Source organism: Oceanibacterium hippocampi, from assembly GCF_900172325.1.
Taxonomy (GTDB): domain Bacteria; phylum Pseudomonadota; class Alphaproteobacteria; order Sneathiellales; family Sneathiellaceae; genus Oceanibacterium; species Oceanibacterium hippocampi.
Window position 1 is genome coordinate 69258 of record NZ_FWFR01000006.1, and the last position, 17580, is coordinate 86837.

The 17580-nt window shown below is 69.5% G+C and carries 18 protein-coding genes; 3 read left to right on the forward strand and 15 right to left on the reverse strand.

Annotation, left to right across the window (positions count from 1 at the left end; all coding sequences use genetic code 11):
• Nucleotides 1-37 precede the first annotated feature (37 nt).
• Genes OCH7691_RS21410 through OCH7691_RS21420 form a run of 3 tightly spaced genes read left to right on the forward strand, consistent with a single transcriptional unit; the run spans nt 38 to nt 3549 of the window.
• The gene (locus OCH7691_RS21410) at nt 38-1474 is read left to right on the forward strand and encodes a pyridoxal phosphate-dependent decarboxylase family protein (RefSeq protein ID WP_085885658.1); all 1437 of its coding nucleotides are present in this window, start codon (nt 38-40) and stop codon (nt 1472-1474) included.
• On the forward strand, nt 1471-3024 hold the full coding sequence (locus OCH7691_RS21415; RefSeq protein ID WP_085885659.1) for an acyl-CoA carboxylase subunit beta: 1554 nt from the start codon (nt 1471-1473) through the stop codon (nt 3022-3024). Before OCH7691_RS21410 ends, OCH7691_RS21415 begins: the two co-directional genes overlap by 4 nt.
• A gap of 15 nt (nt 3025-3039) precedes the next feature.
• On the forward strand, nt 3040-3549 hold the full coding sequence (locus tag OCH7691_RS21420) for a pentapeptide repeat-containing protein (protein WP_217808190.1): 510 nt from the start codon (nt 3040-3042) through the stop codon (nt 3547-3549).
• A 72-nt stretch (nt 3550-3621) separates the two neighbouring features.
• Here the strand turns inward: OCH7691_RS21420 and OCH7691_RS21425 are convergent, their stop codons facing one another.
• From OCH7691_RS21425 to OCH7691_RS21495, 15 genes are all read right to left on the reverse strand, one after another.
• A complete protein-coding gene (locus tag OCH7691_RS21425) occupies nt 3622-4944 on the reverse strand; it encodes a peptidoglycan DD-metalloendopeptidase family protein (RefSeq protein WP_085885661.1) in 1323 nt (440 codons plus the stop codon).
• Nucleotides 4945-4996: 52 nt separating this feature from the next.
• A complete protein-coding gene (locus tag OCH7691_RS21430) occupies nt 4997-5635 on the reverse strand; it encodes a protein-L-isoaspartate(D-aspartate) O-methyltransferase (protein ID WP_085885662.1) in 639 nt (212 codons plus the stop codon).
• Nucleotides 5632-6390, reverse strand: coding sequence for a 5'/3'-nucleotidase SurE (gene surE / locus OCH7691_RS21435; RefSeq protein WP_085885663.1), 759 nt, complete (start codon nt 6388-6390; stop codon nt 5632-5634). The genes OCH7691_RS21430 and surE overlap by 4 nt, the downstream gene beginning before the upstream one ends.
• Nucleotides 6391-6404: 14 nt before the next feature.
• On the reverse strand, nt 6405-7679 hold the full coding sequence (gene serS, locus OCH7691_RS21440) for a serine--tRNA ligase (RefSeq protein ID WP_085885664.1): 1275 nt from the start codon (nt 7677-7679) through the stop codon (nt 6405-6407).
• An 85-nt stretch (nt 7680-7764) separates the two neighbouring features.
• Nucleotides 7765-8601 carry a twin-arginine translocase subunit TatC gene (gene tatC / locus OCH7691_RS21445; protein WP_085885665.1) on the reverse strand — a complete coding sequence of 279 codons (837 nt, stop codon included), beginning with the start codon at nt 8599-8601 and terminating at the stop codon, nt 7765-7767.
• Nucleotides 8602-8605: 4 nt separating this feature from the next.
• A complete protein-coding gene (tatB, locus tag OCH7691_RS23550; protein WP_085885666.1) occupies nt 8606-9076 on the reverse strand; it encodes a Sec-independent protein translocase protein TatB in 471 nt (156 codons plus the stop codon).
• Nucleotides 9077-9136: 60 nt separating this feature from the next.
• The gene (gene tatA, locus OCH7691_RS21455; RefSeq protein ID WP_085885667.1) at nt 9137-9382 is read right to left on the reverse strand and encodes a twin-arginine translocase TatA/TatE family subunit; all 246 of its coding nucleotides are present in this window, start codon (nt 9380-9382) and stop codon (nt 9137-9139) included.
• Nucleotides 9383-9509: 127 nt separating this feature from the next.
• On the reverse strand, nt 9510-10547 hold the full coding sequence (locus OCH7691_RS21460) for an ABC transporter ATP-binding protein (protein ID WP_085885668.1): 1038 nt from the start codon (nt 10545-10547) through the stop codon (nt 9510-9512).
• Between the two features lie 2 nt (nt 10548-10549).
• A complete protein-coding gene (locus OCH7691_RS21465) occupies nt 10550-12169 on the reverse strand; it encodes an ABC transporter permease (protein WP_085885724.1) in 1620 nt (539 codons plus the stop codon).
• A 210-nt stretch (nt 12170-12379) separates the two neighbouring features.
• On the reverse strand, nt 12380-13039 hold the full coding sequence (gene scpB / locus OCH7691_RS21470) for an SMC-Scp complex subunit ScpB (RefSeq protein WP_085885669.1): 660 nt from the start codon (nt 13037-13039) through the stop codon (nt 12380-12382).
• On the reverse strand, nt 13036-13830 hold the full coding sequence (locus tag OCH7691_RS21475; RefSeq protein WP_085885670.1) for a segregation and condensation protein A: 795 nt from the start codon (nt 13828-13830) through the stop codon (nt 13036-13038). Before OCH7691_RS21475 ends, scpB begins: the two co-directional genes overlap by 4 nt.
• Nucleotides 13831-13904: 74 nt before the next feature.
• On the reverse strand, nt 13905-14597 hold the full coding sequence (locus OCH7691_RS21480; protein WP_085885671.1) for a site-2 protease family protein: 693 nt from the start codon (nt 14595-14597) through the stop codon (nt 13905-13907).
• The gene (gene nagZ / locus OCH7691_RS21485) at nt 14582-15634 is read right to left on the reverse strand and encodes a beta-N-acetylhexosaminidase (RefSeq protein WP_217808192.1); all 1053 of its coding nucleotides are present in this window, start codon (nt 15632-15634) and stop codon (nt 14582-14584) included. Before nagZ ends, OCH7691_RS21480 begins: the two co-directional genes overlap by 16 nt.
• Nucleotides 15621-16556, reverse strand: a complete 936-nt coding sequence (locus OCH7691_RS21490; RefSeq protein WP_085885673.1) for an SPOR domain-containing protein — start codon at nt 16554-16556, stop codon at nt 15621-15623. Before OCH7691_RS21490 ends, nagZ begins: the two co-directional genes overlap by 14 nt.
• Nucleotides 16556-17524, reverse strand: coding sequence for a DALR anticodon-binding domain-containing protein (locus OCH7691_RS21495; RefSeq protein ID WP_176245200.1), 969 nt, complete (start codon nt 17522-17524; stop codon nt 16556-16558). Before OCH7691_RS21495 ends, OCH7691_RS21490 begins: the two co-directional genes overlap by 1 nt.
• Between the last annotated feature and the right edge of the window lie 56 nt (nt 17525-17580).

Below are 17580 nucleotides of genomic sequence, written 5' to 3' on the forward strand. Positions count from 1 at the left end.
GCGCCGCATGGCCCCGTATCGGCAAGGGGGAAATTCCTTGGACAACGAAGCATTCCGCGCGCACGCCCATCAACTGGTCGACTGGATGGCGGATTACCTGGAAACGATCGAGGAGCGGCCGGTCCGCTCCCGCGTCGCGCCGGGCGAGATCGCCGGTGCGCTGCCGCCAGCGGCGCCCGGGAAACCCGAGGATTTCGCGGCGATCTTCCGCGACTTCGAGCAACAGATCGTGCCCGGCCTGACCCATTGGCAGCATCCCTCCTTCTTCGCCTATTTCCCGGCCAACTCCTCGCCACCGTCGGTGCTGGCCGAGATGCTGACCGCCACCGTCGCCCAGGTCGCGATGATCTGGCAGACCTCGCCGGCGGCGACCGAGCTCGAACAGGTGGTGCTCGACTGGCTGCGCCAGATGATCGGCCTGCCGGATGGCTTCACCGGGGTGATCCAGGACACCGCCTCGACAGCGACGCTGGCGGCGATGATCGCGGCGCGCGAACGGGCGAGCGATTCCCTGGTCAACGATCTCGGCTTCCGGGCCGCCCCCCGGCTCACGGTCTATTGCTCGGCCGAGGCCCATTCGTCGGTCGAGAAGGATGTCCGTATCGCCGGCTTCGGCCGCAGCAACCTTCGCCTGATCGACAGCGACGACGCCTTCGCGATGCGGCCCGACCTGCTCGCCAGCGCGATCGAGGCGGATATCGCGGCGGGCGCCCGGCCGGCGATCGTGGTCGCAACGCTCGGCACGACCGCGGCCGGCGGCTTCGATTCGCTCCGTGCCGTCGGCGAGCTCTGCGCCCGCCACGGGATCTGGCTGCATGTCGACGCCGCCTGGGCCGGCAGCGCGCTGATCCTGCCGGAGCAGCGCTGGATGCTGGACGGCATCGAGTTCGTCGACAGCTTCGTCTTCAATCCGCACAAGTGGCTGCTGACCAATTTCGACTGCACCGCGCTCTACGTCCGCGATACCGACCAGTTCGTCGATTGCTTCGCCATCGACGCCGCATATCTCCGGACCCGCGAGGGCGACCGGGTGACGAACTACCGGGACTGGGGAATCCAGCTGGGGCGCCGCTTCCGCGCGCTCAAGCTGTGGTTCGTGCTGCGCTCCTACGGGCTCGAGGGCCTGCAGGCGATCATCCGCCGCCATGTCGCGCTGGCCGGGAAGATTGCCGGAGAGATCGCGCGCGAACCCGGTTTCGAGATCCTGGCGCCGGCCCGGCTGGCGCTGTTCGTCTTCCGGCTGCACCCGCCCGGGCTCGATGACGAGGCAAGGCTCGACCGGCTGAACGAGCAGCTGCTGGAAGCGCTCAACGACAGCGGCCAGGCCTATTTCACCCAGGCCCGGGCAAAGGGGCGCTACGGCATCCGCTTCTCGGTCGGCCAGACAGCGACCGAGGACCGTCATGTGGAGGAGGCCTGGGCGCTGATCCGCGAGACTGCGGGGCCACTGATCGCGGAAGCGGAGGCGGCATGAGCTGGGACGAGGAAGCCGGACGAATCGCGGCGCGGCGCCTTGCCGCGAAGGCCCAGGGCGGCGAGGACGCGGTCCGCCGCCAGCACGAAAAGGGCCGGCTGACGATCCGCGAACGGATCGCCGGGCTCGCCGACGCGGAAAGCTTTCGCGAGCATGGCCCCGGCGCCGGATCGGCCGAGACCGCCCCGGACGGGACGGTCCGCTTCACCCCGGCCAACTATGTCACCGGGCTGGCCGAGATCGACGGCCGCCGGATCGCCGTCGCCGGCGAGGATTTCACCCTCAAGGGCGGCTCGCCGAACGCCGCCGGCCTGCGCAAAAGCATCTATGCCGAGCATCTGGCGATGCAGTACCGGGTTCCGCTGGTGCGCTTTCTCGAGGGCGGCGGCGGCAGCGTCGCCGGGGCCGGCAAGGGCCCGGCCGGGCCGGTCGGCGACCCGGTCTTCAACGCCCCCCGTTTCCGCTCGATCGCCGACGTGCTGTCGGAGGTGCCGGTGGTCTCGGCCGCGCTCGGCCCGGTCGCGGGCTTTCCGGCGGCCCGGCTTGTCGCCTCGCATTTCTCGGTGATGACGCGGAAGACGGCGCAGGTGCTGATCGCCGGCCCGGCCGTGGTCAAGCGCGCGCTCGGCCACGATCTCGACAAGGAGGCGCTCGGCGGCGCGGCCGTGCATGGCCGGAACGGCGTGGTCGACAATGTCGTCGACGACGAGGCGGCGGCCTTCGACCAGATCCGCCGCTTCCTCGGCTACCTGCCATCCAATATCGACGAGCGGGCGCCGCGCATCGCCACCGACGACCCGTCCGGCCGGCGCGAGGAGAAGCTGCTGAACGCCGTGCCGCGCGAGCGCCGCAAGGCCTTTGACATGCGGATCATCCTGCGCGCCGTGCTCGACCGCGACAATTTCTTCGAGATCGGCCCGGGATACGGCCGCGGCATCATCACCGGCCTCGGCCGGATCGCCGGCCAGCCGCTCGCCGTGCTCGGCAACGACTGCCGCTTCTATGCCGGGGCGATGACCGCGGATGGTGCGCGGAAACTGCGCAAGATGGTCGAGATCGCCGACCTCTTCCACCTGCCGATCGTCAGCTTCGTCGATGAGCCGGGCTTCATGATCGGCCCCGACGCGGAGGCCGCGGCAACGATCCGCGCCGGCACCGCCGCGGTCGCCGCGGTCGCCCAGTCGGTGGTGCCCTGGGCAACGGTGATCGTGCACAAGTCGTTCGGCGTCGCCGCTGCCGCCCACTATGGCCCGGACGGTCATGTTCTCGCCTGGCCCTCCGCCGCCGTCGGCGCCCTGCCGGTCGAGGGCGGTGTCGCCGTCGCCTTCCACCGGGAGATCGCCGCGGCCGAGGATCCGGACGCCCGGCGCAAGGAACTGGAGGACGCCCTCGCCGCCCGCCAGAGCGCCTTCCCGAGGGCCGAGAGCTTCGCCTTTCACGACCTGATCGATCCGCGCGAGACGCGCCCGGCGCTGGCCGACTGGGTCGAATGGATCCAGCCGCGCCTGAAGACCCTGACCGGACCGGTCCGCTTCGGCTATCGCCCCTGAGCCATGAGTGCCGACATGCCGACCCGGAGTCCCGGGAAAACGCGGCGGATCATCCTGCTCTTCGCGGGCGCGATGGTGCTCACCACCGCGCTCGCCCTGTTCGGCCGGGCCGATCTGGAGAACCGCCAGCTTGCCGCCTGGCGGACGATCGTCGCGGAAGCCGATACGGCGGCGGATGGCAGCCGCCTGGTCGATGCCCTGCAGGCGCTGCACGGGGCCGGCCAGTCGCTCGGCGGATCGCACCTCGCCGGCCGTCGCCTGATCTTCGCGCGGCTCGCCGGCGCCGATCTCCGCGATGCCGATCTGTCGGGCGCCCGGCTCGATTTCGCCAACCTGGCGCGGACGCGGCTTGACGGCGCGACGCTGAGGGGGGCGACCCTGACCGGCACCAATCTCGCCGGTGCCCGCCTCGCCGGCGCCGACCTGAGCGAGGTGACCGGCCTGGAAGACGCCGTTCTCGCCGGCGCCTGTGGCGACGAGGCGACCCGGCTGCCGCCGGGACTTCGCCTGCCCGACTGCCGCTAGGACCGCCGCGCTCGCACGGGAACGATCACCCGGGGCTAACGGGCGGACAATTCCGGTTGTTGGGAAGTGGCTTCAGCTCGACCGGTCGAGGATCGCGGCCGGATCGACGGCGGTGACGCCCTTGCGGACCTCGAAATGCAGTTGCGGGCGGGAAACCGAGCCGGTCGCGCCGACGCGGCCGATCACCTGGCCCCGGGTCACCCGGTCGCCGCGATTGACCAGCAATTCGCCGGCATGGGCATAGGCGGTCGTGTAACCGTCCGCATGGCGGATCAGCAGCATGTTGCCGAACCCACGGATCTCGTTGCCGCTGTAGGCGACGACGCCGTTCTCGGCGGCCAGAATGGGGGTGCCGGCATCGGCCGAGATATTGATCCCGTCGTTATGGAGGCCGTTCTTCTTGGCGCCGTAGCGCGAGATCACCTTGCCCTGGACCGGCCAGGCGAAACGCCGCGCCGAGAGCGGCGGCGGCGAGCGGAGCGCCGCTTCGATCACGGCGGGATCGGCGGGCGCGCGGAGAGCCTTCGCCGGTGCCTGGGCGACCGGCTTCACGACCGGCAAGGGCACCGGATCGGTGGTCGACGACATCCCGGCGGCCGTCGGCAAGGCCGCGAGCGCCGGACCCGGCACCGGTTCACGGCTGACGGCGCCGCCATCCGGGGCCGGCAGTTCGGCAACGTCGGTCCCGCCCGGCATGCCGGACAGCGAGGCGACCTGGACTTCACGGGCCGGCGCGGCCGGTGCGATCGGCTGGATCTGCCCCGCCGGCGCCGGCACGGAGAGCCGGTTTCCGGCGGCCAGCCGATAGGGTTCGGCGAGGCCGTTCAGCGCCGCGAGTTCGCGAAGCTCGACCCCGTAGACCCGGCTGATCGCATAGAGCGTCTCGCCGGGACGGACGACATGCCGACGGAGAACCGGAATCGTCAGTTCCTGTCCGACCCTCAGAATATAGGGCGGCCGGAGATTGTTGCCGCTCGCGATCACGGCGACCGGAACGCCCGCATCGGCGGCGATCGCGCCCAGCGTGTCGCCGGCGCGCACGCGCACCACGCGGCTGTTCGGGGCGGCGGCCGGTGCCGTCATCATCGCCCCGGCGGTCCCGCTCGGCAGGGCCGAAGCGGTCTGGAATACGCCGCTCGTGCCCGAGCCGGCGTCGAGTTCGCGCACTTCAACGGCAGGCGGCAGGTTGCGACGGGCCGGCTCCGGGGCACTGTAGGCGCCGCTCTCGGCATTCACGCTGGCGGTGCGGACGGCGAGCGTGGTGCCGCCACGGGCGACCGGTGCCGGCGCATCCCGGAAGATGACCGGCGCGGCAAAATTCGACGCACAGCCGCTGACGAGGAGAGCGAGCCCCGCGATTATCGTCAGCCGGAAAGGTCGGATCGCCTGAATCATGCCAGAACGATAGGCGATTCTCACATACGATTCAACAGCTTCTGAGGCGATCTTATTGTGCTACTCCGCCTACGAGCGGAACAAAGCGGACCGGCAGCAGGAATTCCTCCGAGAAACGGCCGTCGTCATCGCGGGAAATCCGGACGATTTCCTGCTGTTTCTGGCTCTGGCCGACCGGGGCGAGCAGGATTCCGCCCTCGCCGAGCTGGTCGAGCAGCGCATCCGGAATGGTTTCCGTCGCCGCGGTCAGGATGATGCGGTCGAGCGGCGCCTGTTCCGGCCAGCCCTTCGAGCCGTCGCCGACCTTGGCGACGATATTGGTGATGCGGAGCGCCTGGAAGCGCTCGACCGCCTCGCGATGCAGCGAGCGATAGCGCTCGATCGTGTAGACGCGGCGGCACAGGCGGGCCAGGATCGCCGCCTGGTAGCCGGAACCGGTGCCGATCTCCAGCACCTTCATCCGCTTGTCGAGTTTCAGCGCCTGGGTCATGAAGGCGACCACGTAGGGCTGGCTGATGGTCTGTCCCTGGGAAATCGGCAGCGCGATATTCTCGTAGGCCTGATCGCGGAAGGCCGGGGCGACGAACTGTTCGCGCGGCACCCGCTCGATCGCCGAGAGGACATCGGTATCGTTGATGCCCTGGCGCCGGAGATCCATGATCAGGCGGATCTTCTGGGCATTCTCGCTCACGACAGCGCCTTCTCGAGACGCTTCATGGTTTCCCGATGTGTCATGTCGATCTGCAGCGGCGTCACCGCGATCGCGCCCGCGCGGATCGCGCCGAGATCGCAGTCGCGCGCCGGCGGCGCCGCCTCGGGCCGGTAGCCGAGCCAGAAATACGGCAGCTCGCGGGCATCGATGCGGCGGTCGATGATCAGCGCCGTCGCCTCGCGCCGGCCCTGCGGCACCACCTCGACGCCGGTCACCCGGTCGTGCAGGACATCCGGGAAGTTGATGTTGACCAGCACGTTGCGGTGGTCCCAGCCGGTCTCGATCAGCGACCGGATGATGCCCGGCGCATGATGCTCGGCGGTCGACCACTTGACCGGCGAGCCGCGCAGCATGCACTGGCTGAGCGCGATCGAGGGCACGCCGAGCATGGTCCCCTCGAGCGCCGCCGAGACGGTGCCCGAATAGGTCACGTCCTCGCCCAGGTTGCCGCCCCGGTTGACCCCGGACAGGATGAGATCGGGCTGCTTGTCGGTGATGATGTAGTTCAGCGCCATCATCACGCAGTCGGTGGGCGTGCCGCGCACCGCGAACTTGCGGTCGGAATATTCGTGAATGCGCAGCGGGTCGTGTAGGGTCAGCGAATGGCCGGCGCCGCTCTGTTCGTTCTGCGGCGCGACGATCCAGATGTCGTCGCTCAGTTCGCGGGCGATCTTCTGCAGCACCTGCAAGCCCGGCGCGTCGATGCCATCGTCGTTGGAGAGAAGAATACGCACGCGAAGGGTCTCCGTCAGGGGGCGGGAATGTGGGTCATGCCGCCGGTATAGGAATGCAGCGCCTCGGGGATCCTGATGCTCCCGTCGGCCTGCTGGTAATTCTCGAGCACGGCGATCAGCGTTCGCCCGACGGCGAGCCCCGAGCCGTTCAGGCTGTGCAGGTAGCGCGTCCCCTTGCCCGTCGCCGGGCGGTAGCGCGCGTTCATGCGCCGGGCCTGGAAATCGCCGCAGTTCGAGCAGGAGGAGATTTCCCGGTAGGCGTTCTGACCCGGCAACCAAGCCTCGATATCATAGGTCTTCGTGGCGCCGAAACCCATGTCGCCGGTCGACAGCACGACCACCCGATAGGGGATGCCGAGGCGCTTCAGCACCGCCTCGGCGCAGCCCAGCATGCGCTCATGCTCGGCGGCCGACTGCTCCGGCGCGGTGATCGAGACCAGTTCGACCTTGTAGAACTGGTGCTGGCGCAGCATGCCGCGGGTATCGCGGCCGGCAGCACCCGCCTCGGAGCGGTAGCAGGGGGTGAGCGCGGTATAGCGGCGCGGCAGGTCGTCCTCGGCCAGGATCTGCTCGCGCACCATGTTGGTCAGCGGTACCTCGGCGGTCGGGATCAGGGTCAGGCCGTCGCCGGTCACGAACTGCTGGTCGGCGAATTTCGGCAGTTGCCCGGTGCCGAACAGCGCGTGGTCGCGGACCAGGGTCGGCGGCTGCGTCTCCTGGTAGCCGAATTCCCCCGTATGCAGGTCGAGCATGAAATTGGCGAGCGCGCGCTCGAGCCGGGCCAGGGCGCCGCGCAGCACCACGAAACGGGCGCCCGACATCCGCGACGCCGCCTCGAAGTCCATCAGGCCGAGCGCCTCGCCAAGCTCGTAATGCTCCTTCGGCGCGAAATCGAAGGCCGGCTTCTCGCCGACCGTCCGGAGTTCGACATTGGCGCTTTCGTCGGGGCCGACCGGCACGTCGTCCGCCGGCAGGTTGGGGATCCCGGCGAGCAGTTCCTGCAGTTCGGCGGCAAGGGCGCGCTCGCCCTCCTCCGCCGCCTGGATGCGCTGCTTCAGGTCGCCCATCGCGGCGATCCGGTCGTCGGCATTCTCGCCGCGCGCCTTGGCCTGGCCGATCGCCTTGGCGGTCTCGTTGCGCGCCGCCTGGTCGGTCTGGAGCGCCTGCGTCAGTTCCCGGTGCCGGCGATCGAGGTCGAGGATTTCCGCGGACAGCGGCGGCGCACCCCGTTTCGCGAGCGCTGAATCCAGCGCGTCGGGATGTTCCCGTATCCACTTCAGGTCAAGCATCGGTGCGCTCCGTCGGGTAGGCGTAGGGGGCCGGGCCGGATGTATACGCCGCCGCCGAAATCAGGTCCAGTGCCCGGAAGGCGGCTCAGCCGCCCCCGGATGTGCCATCCCCGTCGGTCTTCTCGCCCGACAGTTCGGCCTCTTCGGCGGCTTCGCGTTCCGCCCGCTTCTTCTCGACCGCGCGGACGCACCAGATCGAGATTTCGTAGAGGAGCAGGATCGGCAGGGCCAGGCTGATCTGGCTGATCGGGTCCGGCGGCGTCAGCACCGCCGCGACAACGAAGACGCAGACGATGGCGTATTTGCGTTTCTGCGCGAGCCCGGTCGAGGTGACGATCCCGGCGCGCCCGAGCAGGGTGAGAAAGACCGGCAGCTCGAAACACAGGCCGAAGGCGAAGATGAGCTTCATGATGAGGCTCAGGTATTCGCTGACCTTGGTTTCCAGCTCGATCGGCAGCGTGGTCGCCGTGCCCCTGCTCTCGAACAGGGTGAAGAAATGCAGCGCCAGCGGCATGACAAGGAAATAGACCATCGCGCCGCCGAGGAAGAACAGGATCGGGGTCACAACCAGGAACGGCATGAAGGCCCGCCGCTCGTTCTTGTAGAGGCCGGGCGCGACAAACATCCAGATCTGCGCGGCGATGATCGGGAAGGAGATGAAGGCGGCCGCCCAGAAGGAGACCTTCAGATAGGTGAAGAACGCCTCCTGCGGCGCGGTGAAGATCATCCGCCGGCCGGTCAGGTCGCCGTCGAAGGCAAGCACCAGCGGCCGCATCAGGATCGCGTAGATCTGCTCGGAAACCAGGTAGCAGGCGATGAAGGCGATGAACAGCGCCGCCGAGGCCCACATCAGTCGGTTGCGCAGTTCGATGATATGGTCGAGCAACGGCGCCTTGGAGGCGTCTACATCCTGTTCGTGCACGCCATCAGACTCCCGACGCGGTCTTCTTCTCCGGATCGCTGGCGACCGGCGTCGGTTCGGCCGCGGCCGTTTCCTTCGTCTCGGCCGGCGACGACGGCGCGGCGATGCCCGCCGTTCCTTCTTTCCTTGGTTCCGTCGGTTTCGCCACGCTTTCCGCGTCCTTTTCCTGGGTCGCCGGCGACGTCGACGCCGGTGTCTCGAACAGCTTGTCGGCGGTGCCCGACGGATCGATCATGTTCTCGATCTGCTTCTTCGGATTGAAGGCGCCGGCCTTGTCGACGGTTTTCTTGATCTCGTCGAGCTCGGCCTCGCGCGCGATATCCTCAAGCCCGGACTGGAACTCGCGCGCCATGGCACGCGCCTTGCCGACCAGCTTGCCCACCGTACTCAACGCCTTCGGCAGGTCTTTGGGGCCGATGACGATGATGGCCACGACCGCGACCACCATCATTTCCGCCCAGCCGATATCAAGCATGGCGCCTTTTCCCGATCACGACGAAATGGTTGCGCAGGCCGGTTCCCCGGCCCGCTGCCTTCAGCTCTGCGCGGCCTTGTCCTTCTCGGACAGGCTGGCATCGGCGCTCTCGCTGGCGCTGATCGTCTTGCCGTTCTGGTCGGCGGCCGGAGCTGCCGGCTTGTCGGACGAGTCGTCCGCCATCCCGCTCTTGAAATTCTTGATGCCCTTGGCCAGGTCACCGGCCACGCGCGGCAGCTTGCCGGCCCCGAAGATGATCAGGATGATCACCAGGACCAGAACGATCTGCCAAATACCAATGCTCATTCCCTGCACTCCCGAAATGTAGCGGACCTCCGTCTATTCGGATGGAGCCGCAAAAGTTGCCGCATCATGGCAGAAAGCCTGTAGCGGCGCAATGAAACCGGGCTGTCTCGTACCCCCGGATATGGGGTCAGGGGGCGGGAAAAACAAAGGCCTCGTCGCTGGCGACCGTCAGCTGCACACGGCTGCCGCGGGCCAGCGGACGCTCGCGCATGCGGGCGGTCAGCACCGTCCCGTCGGCGAGCGAGAGCCGGGTCACGGTTTCCGCCCCCATCGAACGGGACGACAATACCGTCGCCTCGACCCCGCCGTCCGGAGGTTGCCAGCCGATCGCCTCGGGACGCAGCAGGATCTGCGCCTGCTCGCCATCGGCCAGGCTGTCGTCGCTGACACAGAAGCGGCCGATCCGCGTTTCCACGTGGCCGGCCACGACGGCGCCCCGAATCTCGTTCACCTGGCTGAAGAAGCGGGCGACGAAATCCGAGTTCGGATGGCGGTAAAGCTCGTCGGGCGTGCCGACTTGGACGACCCGCCCGGCCCGCATCAGGGCGATCCGGTCGGCGGTCAGCATCGCCTCCTCGGGATCGTGGGTCACGATCAGGGTGGTCGCATGCTCGGCCCGAAGCAATTCCAGCGTCGCGTCGCGGACGGTGTCGCGCAAGCCGGCGTCGAGGCCCGAGAAGGGCTCGTCCATGAGCATCAGGTGCGGCTTCGGCGCCAGCGCCCGGGCAAGCGCCACGCGCTGCTGCTCGCCGCCCGAAAGCGCATGCGGATAGCGGTCGGCGTAATCGGCGAGCCCGACCCGGCCGAGGATGTCGCGGGCCCGCGCCCGGCGTTCCTGCCGCCCCATGTCCTTCAGCCCGAAGGCGATGTTGTCGAGCACCGTGAGATGGGGGAAGAGCGCGTAATCCTGGAAGACCAGCCCGACGTTGCGCTCCTCCGGCGGCAGCGAACGGCCGTCCTCGGCGACGGTGCGGCCGTCGATCAGGACCCGCCCCTCGCTCGGCACCTCGAGGCCCGCGGCGACCCGGAGCAACGTCGACTTGCCGCTCCCCGAGGGCCCGAGCAGGCAGAGGATCTCGCCGTCGCGAACCGCGAGGTCGATGCCGAGCAGCGACGGGCCGGTATCGTAAGCGTGCGAGACCCCCTCGAAACGTAACGCATCCATGTTCAACGGGCCTCGTGGTGGCCGGGTCGGGATCGTGCGATCGCCCGGCTCAGGATGATGACCGGGACGATGCCGGCGACGACAATGGCAAGCGCCGGTGCGGCGGCTTCCGCGAGACGCTCGTCGGAGGCCATCTCGAAGGCCTTCACGGCGAGCGTGTTGAAGCCGAACGGGCGCAGGATCAGGGTTGCCGGAAGTTCCTTCATCACGTCGACGAAGACCAGCATGGCCGCGGTCAGGAGGCCGCCCGAGATCATCGGCAGATGGATGCGGAACAGCATGCCGCGCGGCCGTTCACCGAGGCTGCGCGCCGCCCGGTCCATGTTCGGCGTGACCTTGCCGAGGCTCGATTCGACGGTGTTGAAGGAAATCGCGAGGAAACGCGCGACATAGGCAAACAGCAGGGCGATCACGGTGCCGCTCAGGATCAGCCCGGTCGAGACCCCGAAGGTCGAGCGCATCAGTTCGTCGAGCCGGTTGTCGAACCAGGCGAAGGGCAGCATCACGCCGACCGCCATGACCGCGCCGGGGACCGCGTAGCCGATCGAGGCGACGCGGATCGCGACGCCGGTCGCCCGCCCCGGGCTGAGCCGCTGGGCATAGGCCAGCAGGACGCCGACCGCGACGGCGATCAGGGCGGCGGCGACGGCGACCGAGAGGGTCGAGCCGACCAACCGGAAATAATCGCCGACCAGCGGTGTACCCAGCGCCCAGTAAAGAAGCTGACCCGCCGGAACGACGAAGCCGAGCAGCACCGGCATGAGGCAGGCGACGAAGGCAAGCGCGGCCAGACCCGGCCGCAGGCGGGCCCGGCGAAGCGCCCGGTAGCGGCCGGACGTATGGTGGAAACGGGCCCGTCCCCTGCTCCAGCGCTCGACCAGCAGCAGCGCCATGACAGCGAGCGTGAGCACGGCCGCGAGCTGGGTCGCGGCGGCGGTCTCGCCGAGCCCGATCCAGGTCCGGTAGATCCCGGTGGTGAAGGTATCGACGGCGAAATACTGCACGGTGCCGAAATCGCCGACCGTTTCCATGAGCGCCAGCGCCAGCCCGGTGACGATCGCCGGGCGGGCGAGCGGCAGCGCCACCCGCCAGAAGCTGGCCACCGGGCCGAGACCCAGCGTGCGGCTGGTTTCCAGGGCGCAAACCGACTGTTCCATGAAGGCGGCGCGGCTCAGGATGTAGACATAGGGATAGAGCACGAGCCCGAGCATGACGGCGGCGCCCGGCAGGCTGCGGACCACCGGGAACCAGTAGTCGTTGCGGTCCCAGCCGAATGCCTCGCGCAGCCCCGACTGCACCGGGCCGGCGAAATCCAGCAGGCCGGTGTAGGTATAGGCGATGATATAGGCCGGCATGGCGAGCGGCAGCAGCATCGCCCACTCGAAGACCCGCCGCCCCGGGAAGGCGCACATGGTCACCAGCCAGGCGGTGGTCACGCCCATCGTGAAGGTGAGCAGCGCGACGATCAGCGCCAGCATCGCCGTGTTGGCGACATAGCGCGGCAGCACGGTCGAGGCGAGATGGGCCCAGATCTCGCCGGCCGGCACGAACAGCGCGCCGAGCACGACGACGACCGGCACCGCGGCCAGCGCGGCGACCAGGAAGGCGCCCACGGCAAGCATGCCCGTCCGGCCCCTGACCGGCTTCGGCCGGGCCGCGACGAGCCCGCCGGCCGGCACTGCCCCGGGGCCGCCGTTCAGCATCGCCGGGCCCCCGGGCGCCGCACGCTCACCGTGGCCGGCACCGACCTGTTATTGATAATCGTTCGCATGAACTTCACACTAGGGTGCTACCGGCAAAACGGCAATCCTGCAATCCCGCTCAGGCTCCCTTCAGCGCATTTCATCGGGATCGTCCGCCTCGCCGAGCGGCGGGGCGAAGCCGTCATCATCGTCGCGCTCGTCGTCGTCACCGTCGGCCACCTCGTCCCGGTCGGGCGACGGCGGGGCATAGGCCGGCGGCGGATCGAGGTTGAGGAAGCCCGCCTGTTTCAGCTCCTCGACGCCCGGCAGGTCCTGCAGGCTTTCGAGGCCGAAATGCAGCAGGAAATCCTCGGTCGTGCCGTAGGTCAGCGGCCGGCCGGGGGTCTTGCGGCGGCCGCGCGGCTTGATCCAGCCGGCCTCGAACAGCACGTCCATCGTGCCCTTGCTCAGCCCGACGCCGCGGATATCCTCGATTTCCGAGCGTGTCACCGGCTGGTGATAGGCAATGATGGCGAGCGTCTCGACCGCCGCGCGGGAGAGCCGCCGGGTCTCCTGCCGATGTTCCTGCAGGAGGTGCCGCAGGTCCGGGGCGGTCAGGAAGGTCCAGCGCTCGCCGACCCGCACCAGGTTGACGCCGCGCCCGGCATATTGTGCGGTCAGCGCTTCGATCAGGGCCGGGAGGTCGGCCTCCTCCGGCAGGCGACGGGCCAGCGAGGCGGAGTCGAGCGGCACGACGGCAGCGAACAGCAGGGCTTCGAGGATCCGGAGATGTTCGGCATCGACGCTCATTGCCGGGGTTCCGCCTTCTTCACGTGAATCGGACCGAAAGCCGTCCCCTGGCGCAGCTCCAGGCGGCCGTCCTTGACCATCTGCAGGCCGGCCAGCAGCGTCGAGGCGATCGCCGAGCGGCGGCTGAACGGATCGTCGGCAAGACCGGCCGGCAGGTAGGCCTGCAGCGTCGCCCAGTCGGGCAGCGAGCCGAGCAGCCGTTCGAGCCGGGCCAGCGCATCCTCGATCGAGTAGACGCGCTGACGGCGCAGCCGCACCGGATCGTCGATACCCTTCATCGCCTTGTTCTGGGCATAGGCGTGCAGCAGTTCGTAGAGCGAACATTCGTAGGCGCTTTCCCGGATCACCGTGATGCCCTCGGGGCGGCCACGGGCGAAGCGATCCTCGCCGAAACGCGGTTGCGCCATCAGCCGCGCGGCGACCGCCCGCATCGCCTCCAGGCGCTGCAGCTGGAAGGCCAGCCGGGCCGCCATCTCCTCGCCGCTCGGCCCCTCCTCCTGCGGCTCGGGCAGCAGCAGGCGCGACTTCAGGAAGGCGAGCCAGGCGGCCATGACCAGGTAATCGGCCGCGACCTCGATACGAATCCGGTGGGCCTGTTCGATGAAGGCCAGATACTGCTCGGCCAGGGCCAGGATCGAGATCCGCCGGAGATCGACCTTCTGGTCGCGGGCCAGCGCCAGCAGCAGATCGAGCGGCCCCTCGTAGCCTTCAAGGTCGAGGATCAGGCTCTCGCCGCCGGCCGGAAGGCCGTCGCGGGTCGCGCTCTCGAATTCGCTCTCGGTCGTCGTCATCGCTCGCCGTGACGGGTTGTGGTGGCGCGGCCCCTGCCGGTGCGCCTCGTCATCAGTCTACTATGCCCCGCGCGTCAGCCAAATCCCGCTCCCCGCATCAGGAGGCCGGTAACGCCGTCGACCAGTGGATGCAGGACCTGGCGGAAGATATCCAGGTCGAGGCCGACCGCGCCGCCGAGCAGCGGCAGCAGGATCAGCAGCCCGAGCAGGATCAGGATGCCGTAACGCTCGAGCCGGGCGAGCGGAAAGGCCAGCCGGTCCGGCAGCAGCCCGACCGCGACCCGGCCGCCATCGAGCGGCGGCAGCGGGATCATGTTGAAGACCGCGAGCAGGACGTTGATCAGGATCGAGTTCCGCAGGTTGTAGAACACCCACTCCTGGGCCTCGCCCGGGAACAGCGGCAGCAGATGGAGCGCCAGCGCCGAGACGAAGGCGATCGCGAGATTGATCCCCGGCCCGGCCAGCGCCACCCAGACCATGTCGCGTCGCGGTTCATGCAGGCGCGCGAAATTGACTGGCACGGGCTTCGCGTAGCCGAACAGGAAGGGCGACTTCAGCAACAGCAGAAGCGCCGGCAGCAGGATCGTCCCGAAGCGGTCGATATGGGCGAACGGGTTGAAGGTGACCCGGCCGAGCCGTTTCGCGGTGTCGTCGCCGAGCCGCCAGGCGACCCAGCCATGCGCCGCTTCGTGCAACGTGATCGCGATCAGCAGGGGCGCCACCCAGACGGAGACGGTGTAAAGGATCCGCGTCAGGTCGCCGTCCATGAAATTCCTTCCAGTAGGGCGGCGAGTTCGGTCTGCACCGCCGCGATGTCGAATTCGGTCGAGCGCCGGGTCAGGCGATAATCCTCGGCCGCCCGCACCCGCGCCGCCGCGGCCGCGTCGAGCGGCCGGATCGCGGCCGCGATGCCCTTCATCTCGCCAAGCTCGCCATTGCAGTGGAGCGCCAAGTCGCAGCCGGCATCGAGCGCCCGGGCGGCGCGTTCGGCAACCGTCCCCTCGAGCGCCTTCATCGACAGGTCGTCGGTCAGAAGCAACCCGGAAAAGCCGATCCGCCCGCGGATCACGTCGGCGATCACGGTCGGCGACAGCGTTGCCGGCCGGTCGGGGTCGAGCGCCTCGAACAGGATGTGGCCGGTCATCCCGATCGGCAGGTGGGCCAGCCGCGCGAAAGGCAGGAAGTCGCTGTCCGCCAGTTCCGCGAGGCCGGCGTCGACTGCCGGCAGGGCATGATGGCTGTCGACCCGGGCCCGGCCATGGCCCGGCATGTGCTTGATCACCGGCAACACGCCCGCCGCGGCCAGCCCGCCGGCAACCGCCCGGCCAAGCGCCGCGACCGCCTCCGGATCGTCGGACAGCGCCCGGTCGCCGATCGCCGCCGTGGTTTCCGGGCGCGACAGGTCGAGCGCCGGCAGGCAATCGACGGTGATGCCGAGCCGCGCCAACTCGTCGCCGATCAGCCGGGCATTCAGGCCGGCGGCGCGCACCGCATCGATCCGGTCGCGTTGCCAGAGCCGCCCGAACACCGCCTGCGGCGGGGCGCTCCGCCAGTGCGGCGGGTGCAACCGGGCGACCCGGCCGCCTTCCTGGTCGATCAGGACCGGGGCGTCGTCACGGCCGACGCAATCGCGCAGATCGTCGACCAGCCGGCGCACCTGGTCCGGCGACTGGCAGTTGCGCTGGAACAGGATGAAGCCGACCGGGTCGGCCTCGGCGAAGAACGCGCGTTGAGCCGCGCCGAGCTCCGGACCGGCAACACCGAAGATCGCGGCGAGCTGCCGGCCCGCCTCAATCGCGGACAACGAAACAGTCCAGCTTGCCGGCCTTGAAGCGGGCGCACAGCGCGTCGGCGCCATCCTTGTCGGCAAAGCCGCCGATCTGGATGCGGTAGCGCACGCCGCTGCCGCCGACATCGGCCCGGCGGATGCGGTGGCTTTCGCCCTTCAGCAATGCGCCATGGCGGGCGAGAAGCCGGTCCCAGCCATCCTTCGCAGCGGCCTCGCTCTGCAGGGAGGCGACCTGGACCCGGTAAAGCGGCGCGCCGTCCGCCGCCGGCGCGGTTTCCGCCACCGGCGCCTTGACCACGGGTGCGGGCGGGGCAACAGGCGCCGCAGCCGCTTGCGGCGCCTCGGGCTGGCTGGCCTCGTCCGCCGTCGTCCCGTGATCGGGCACGCTCTTGGCGATCAGTTCGGCGACCTTGTCGGCATTCTCCGGCGTCACTTCCTCGACCACGACTTTCGACGGCAGCCCGCCCTCGGCGCTTTCTGCCGCCTCACTGGCGGCCTCGGTACCCTCGGACGGCGGCGCGACCTGCCCGTCCGTCGTCGCGTCGTCCGCCCCGACCTCTGCCCCGGCTTCGGCGGTGCGGGCCTCCGGCTCGACCGGCGCCTCGGGCAGCGGCTCCTCGGGCGGCGGCAACAGCCGCTCGATCCGCGGCGGCTGCGCCCCGCCCTCGAGGCTCTCGAAGACCAGCTTGTCCCGGTTCGGCACGTCCATGCCGCCCGGGTCCTCCGGCGGAACCTTGATCGGGCCGGGCTCGGCCTTGACCAGCGGCGGCGTGATCCGCACGCCCTCGTCCGGCGCCTGCCTGAGGCTGAGCCACGCGCCGCCGCCGATGATCAGCGCCGCGGAAACGAGCGAGAGGGCAGCCGCGAGCTTGAGCCGGCCCTTGAGGCCCGGGTCCTCGACGTGCCTGCCGTCGTCATAATCGCTCTCGTCATGCATCAGAACGCACTTTCCGTGGCCGTCATATCCAGCATCATCATGGCATCCGCGACAACATATCGAAATGCGCGCAAAAGGCCATGTCGCGTCGTCGTCAGCGCCGCCGGGTCGCGCACCGGACCGCCCTCGCCGATCATCGCGAGAAGCGTCCGGGCGAGCGCCAGGAGCGCCACCGGCAGGCGCTCCGGCTCGCCGGCAACGAGCGCCCCGGCGAGCACCCGGGGCCAGCCCGCAAGTTGCTTCATCAGGGCAAGCTCGTTGGCCGAGAAGACTGCCGCTCCGTCGCCGGACGGCATCGCCGCGCCGCCGAGCAGGCTTGCCGCGCGGGCATCGGCATAGGGCACGAGAAAGGCCGGATTATGGCGGCCGCGATCCGCGACGGCGGCACGCAACTCATCGACGCCCGCCTCCGGCGGCTGGCCGAGCAGGTCGAGCGGCGTCAGGCCCGGCGGCAGGACCGGGACCGCGACCGGGCGGCCTGCCCCGCCGTGCAGACGGGCGAGATTGTCGAGCACCCGGCGCCGCACATCGCGGCGCAGAAGCGCCAGGGGGTGCGCCGGTCCGTCGGTCTCAGGCGGCATCGTAACCGGCGCGGTGATCCGGGCACGCGGCATGCCGTCGAGCAGCCGCATGGTCTCGCGCAACCAGCAGGCGGCAGGAAGATGCAAGTTGAGATAGCCGGGCGCCACGGCCTCCGGCCGGCCCGGGCCGCCGTCGGCGGTGAACCGATCGGCGATCGCGTCGGCGAGATCCATCGCCGCCATTCCGGCCTCTCCCGCGAGGCGGAGCGCCACCCGGCTGCTCAGGTCGCCGGCCCGGCCTGGACGCGACGGGCGGAAGCGCGCCTCGACCGAAACCGCCTCGCCGAGTCCGGGCAGCACGGCGGCCGTCGCCGCGCCCAGGCGGTCGTTCAGCGCGTCCAGATAGTCGCCCGCGACCACGCCCGCGCCACTCGCTCGAATTGACAACGGCGACCTTGCTCCATACATCAGGGATGGTTGAAGAAATACCTTTTGGGAAAGTC

Bases quoted from the DNA above. Each gene is read 5' to 3' on its own strand.
- OCH7691_RS21425 (WP_085885661.1), bottom strand. From the start codon at position 4,944: ATGATTCAGGCGATCCGACCTTTCCGGCTGACGATAATCGCGGGGCTC.
- OCH7691_RS21415 (WP_085885659.1), top strand. From the start codon at position 1,471: ATGAGCTGGGACGAGGAAGCCGGACGAATCGCGGCGCGGCGCCTTGCC.
- tatA (WP_085885667.1), bottom strand. From the start codon at position 9,382: ATGAGCATTGGTATTTGGCAGATCGTTCTGGTCCTGGTGATCATCCTG.
- OCH7691_RS21465 (WP_085885724.1), bottom strand. From the start codon at position 12,169: ATGCTTGCCGTGGGCGCCTTCCTGGTCGCCGCGCTGGCCGCGGTGCCG.
- OCH7691_RS21460 (WP_085885668.1), bottom strand. From the start codon at position 10,547: ATGGATGCGTTACGTTTCGAGGGGGTCTCGCACGCTTACGATACCGGC.
- tatB (WP_085885666.1), bottom strand. From the start codon at position 9,076: ATGCTTGATATCGGCTGGGCGGAAATGATGGTGGTCGCGGTCGTGGCC.
- OCH7691_RS21480 (WP_085885671.1), bottom strand. From the start codon at position 14,597: ATGGACGGCGACCTGACGCGGATCCTTTACACCGTCTCCGTCTGGGTG.
- OCH7691_RS21475 (WP_085885670.1), bottom strand. From the start codon at position 13,830: ATGACGACGACCGAGAGCGAATTCGAGAGCGCGACCCGCGACGGCCTT.
- scpB (WP_085885669.1), bottom strand. From the start codon at position 13,039: ATGAGCGTCGATGCCGAACATCTCCGGATCCTCGAAGCCCTGCTGTTC.
- OCH7691_RS21420 (WP_217808190.1), top strand. From the start codon at position 3,040: ATGCCGACCCGGAGTCCCGGGAAAACGCGGCGGATCATCCTGCTCTTC.
- OCH7691_RS21490 (WP_085885673.1), bottom strand. From the start codon at position 16,556: ATGCATGACGAGAGCGATTATGACGACGGCAGGCACGTCGAGGACCCG.
- serS (WP_085885664.1), bottom strand. From the start codon at position 7,679: ATGCTTGACCTGAAGTGGATACGGGAACATCCCGACGCGCTGGATTCA.